We start from the raw sequence: 2,932 nt of genomic DNA on the forward strand, positions 1-2,932 counted from the left end.
GAGACGATGCAGCAAGCCCTACCCGCTGTGCGCGCGCCTATGCACTGAGTTCCCGACCGCTGAGGCTCCAGGGCACTGCCGAGGCATCGCGACCTGACCGAATCCCTACCGAATCCCTTCGGGTGCGACCGAATTCACAACCGTCAATGACCCAGGTGTTTGCGCGAACCCCTGTCGACCTTGCGGGAGACGCGGTCGAGGACGTCCTCGATCATCTTGCCCCGCTTGGGTTTCGCCTCGACGTTGCCGAGTATGGCCAGCCCGTCCACGTAGACCACGGGCGCGTCGGGATCACCCGAATCCAGCGTGCTCACCTCGAAGTTGCCGAGCACACCGCCGCCCGTGCCGCGCAACGAGACGTTCTCCGGGACGCGGATCTCGACGTTGCCGAAGACCGAGATCGCCTTGATCACGATCTGCTGGTACTCGAACATCGCCTCGCTGAGGTCGATCTCGACAGTGCCGAAGATCGCGTACGCGTGCATACGGCGGCCCGCGCGCCAGCGGCCCTTGCGGACGGCGCTGCTGAAGACCGCCACCACGTTGTCGTCCGGGTCGAGCGGGATCGCGCCCGGGGTGGGGTGGTTGGGAGCGGGGGTGTATCCCCACCCGGCGGCCCGGGGCCCGTGGGACTGGTGGGACGCGTGGGACTGGTGGCCGGCGGGGAGGTCCCGTACGAAGACCTCCAGTTCGCCGACCGTCTTGGCGCTCAGGACGCCCTCGACGCGCTCGGCGTGCTCGTCGGGCGTGAGGCGGCCCTCGGCCAGCGCCTCGCGCAGCAGGTCCGCGATGCGGTCGCGGTCGGCGTCCGACGCGCGGAGTTCGTCGACGCGCGGTTCGGTGTGCTTCTGAAGGTCCACGGAAGCAGCGTACCCAAACGCGATAGATCGCGACTAGGGGTGTGGATGGACGGAGTGGCGCGCAGCGCGGGCGGACGGCGGGCGATCTCGTTCGAGCCGCCCCCCTCTCAACTGAGTCTTACCTAACAAGCTGTTCCCGTCCGGCAGGTCATACGCTGGTGGGCGCCCGCCGATGAAGGCAGGCCGCTGTCTTCGTCGAGTGAGGAATGGGCGAGATGCCACGTAGTTCCCCCCCACCCAACCCTGCGTTCGCGTACACCGATCTGCTCCCCATGGGAGAGGACACCACCCCGTACCGGCTGGTGACCTCCGAGGGTGTCTCCACCTTCGAGGCCGACGGGCGGACGTTCCTCAAGGTCGAGCCGGAGGCGCTGCGCAAGCTTGCCGCCGAGGCCATCCACGACATCCAGCACTATCTGCGGCCCGCCCACCTGGCGCAGCTGCGGCGCATCATCGACGACCCCGAGGCGTCCAGCAACGACAAGTTCGTGGCGCTGGACCTGCTGAAGAACGCCAACATCGCGGCGGCCGGCGTGCTCCCGATGTGCCAGGACACCGGTACGGCGATCATCATGGGCAAGCGCGGGCAGAACGTCCTCACGACGGGCGGCGACGAGGCGGCCCTGTCCGAGGGCATCTACGACGCCTATCTGAACCTGAACCTGCGCTACTCGCAGATGGCTCCGCTCACCATGTGGGAGGAGAAGAACACCGGCTCCAACCTGCCGGCGCAGATCGAGCTGTACGCGACCGACGGCGGCGCCTACAAGTTCCTCTTCATGGCCAAGGGCGGCGGCTCGGCCAACAAGTCGTTCCTCTACCAGGAGACGAAGGCCGTCCTGAACGAGGCCTCCATGATGAAGTTCCTGGAGGAGAAGATCCGTTCGCTGGGTACGGCCGCCTGTCCGCCGTACCACCTGGCGATCGTGGTGGGCGGCACGAGCGCCGAGTACGCGCTGAAGACCGCCAAGTACGCCTCCGCGCACTACCTGGACGAGATCCCGGCGGAGGGTTCGCCGCTCGGGCACGGTTTCCGGGACAAGGACCTGGAGGAGAAGGTCTTCGAGCTGACGCAGAAGATCGGGATCGGCGCGCAGTTCGGCGGCAAGTACTTCTGCCACGACGTGCGCGTGGTGCGGCTGCCGAGGCACGGTGCCTCGTGTCCCGTCGCCATCGCGGTGTCCTGCTCGGCCGACCGGCAGGCCGTCGCGAAGATCACGGCGGAGGGTGTCTTCCTGGAGCAGCTGGAGACCGACCCCGCGCGGTTCCTGCCGGAGACGACGGACGAGCACCTCGACGAGGCGTCGGACGTGGTCAGGATCGACCTCAACCAGCCGATGGACGACATCCTCGCCGAGCTGGGCAAGTACCCGGTGAAGACGCGGCTGTCGCTCTCCGGGCCGCTGGTCGTGGCGCGTGACATCGCGCACGCCAAGATCAAGGAGCGGCTCGACGCGGGCGAGGAGATGCCGCAGTACCTGAAGGACCACCCGGTGTACTACGCCGGGCCGGCGAAGACGCCCGAGGGGTACGCGTCCGGGTCGTTCGGGCCGACCACCGCCGGGCGTATGGACTCCTACGTCGAGCAGTTCCAGGCGGCTGGTGGGTCCAAGGTGATGCTGGCGAAGGGGAACCGGTCGGCGCAGGTCACCAACGCGTGTGACGCGCACGGTGGGTTCTATCTCGGGTCGATCGGGGGGCCCGCTGCCCGGCTGGCCCAGGACTGCATCAAGAAGGTCGAGGTCGTCGAGTACGAGGAGCTCGGGATGGAGGCGGTGTGGAAGATCGAGGTCGAGGACTTCCCGGCGTTCATCGTGGTCGACGACAAGGGCAACGACTTCTTCAAGGATCCGGCGCCGGCGCCTACGTTCACGTCGATTCCGGTGCGGGGGCCGGGGCTGGCGTAGCCCCTGCGGGGCGGCGCGGAGGGATCATCAGCATGTTCAGCGCCGTCGCGGACTCGGCGGCGGGGATGCCGGACAGAGTGATCGCAGCCAGCGCCGAGGAGAGGTCGTCGAACTCCACGCCGGCCGCCGCCGCCATCGGCACCACGTCACCGAGTTGCTGCGCCA

General features: G+C 67.9%; 2 protein-coding genes and 1 pseudogene. 1 reads left to right on the forward strand and 2 read right to left on the reverse strand.

Annotated elements, in window-relative coordinates; translation table 11 throughout:
• Nucleotides 1-143: 143 nt before the first annotated feature.
• On the reverse strand, nt 144-860 hold the full coding sequence (locus STRTUCAR8_RS03405; protein WP_006374018.1) for a DUF1707 SHOCT-like domain-containing protein: 717 nt from the start codon (nt 858-860) through the stop codon (nt 144-146).
• A gap of 215 nt (nt 861-1,075) precedes the next feature.
• On the opposite strand from STRTUCAR8_RS03405, the gene STRTUCAR8_RS03410 reads away from it, so the two are divergent.
• Nucleotides 1,076-2,767, forward strand: a complete 1,692-nt coding sequence (locus STRTUCAR8_RS03410) for a fumarate hydratase (RefSeq protein ID WP_006374016.1) — start codon at nt 1,076-1,078, stop codon at nt 2,765-2,767.
• Here STRTUCAR8_RS03410 and STRTUCAR8_RS52305 read toward each other — a convergent pair.
• Nucleotides 2,730-2,932, reverse strand: a pseudogene (locus STRTUCAR8_RS52305) (hypothetical protein); the annotation flags it as partial. The gene STRTUCAR8_RS03410 and the pseudogene STRTUCAR8_RS52305 sit on opposite strands and share 38 nt — an antisense overlap.

This window comes from Streptomyces turgidiscabies Car8, from assembly GCF_000331005.1.
GTDB lineage: Bacteria > Actinomycetota > Actinomycetes > Streptomycetales > Streptomycetaceae > Streptomyces > Streptomyces turgidiscabies.

Bases quoted from the DNA above. Each gene is read 5' to 3' on its own strand.
- STRTUCAR8_RS03410 (WP_006374016.1), top strand. From the start codon at position 1,076: ATGCCACGTAGTTCCCCCCCACCCAACCCTGCGTTCGCGTACACCGAT.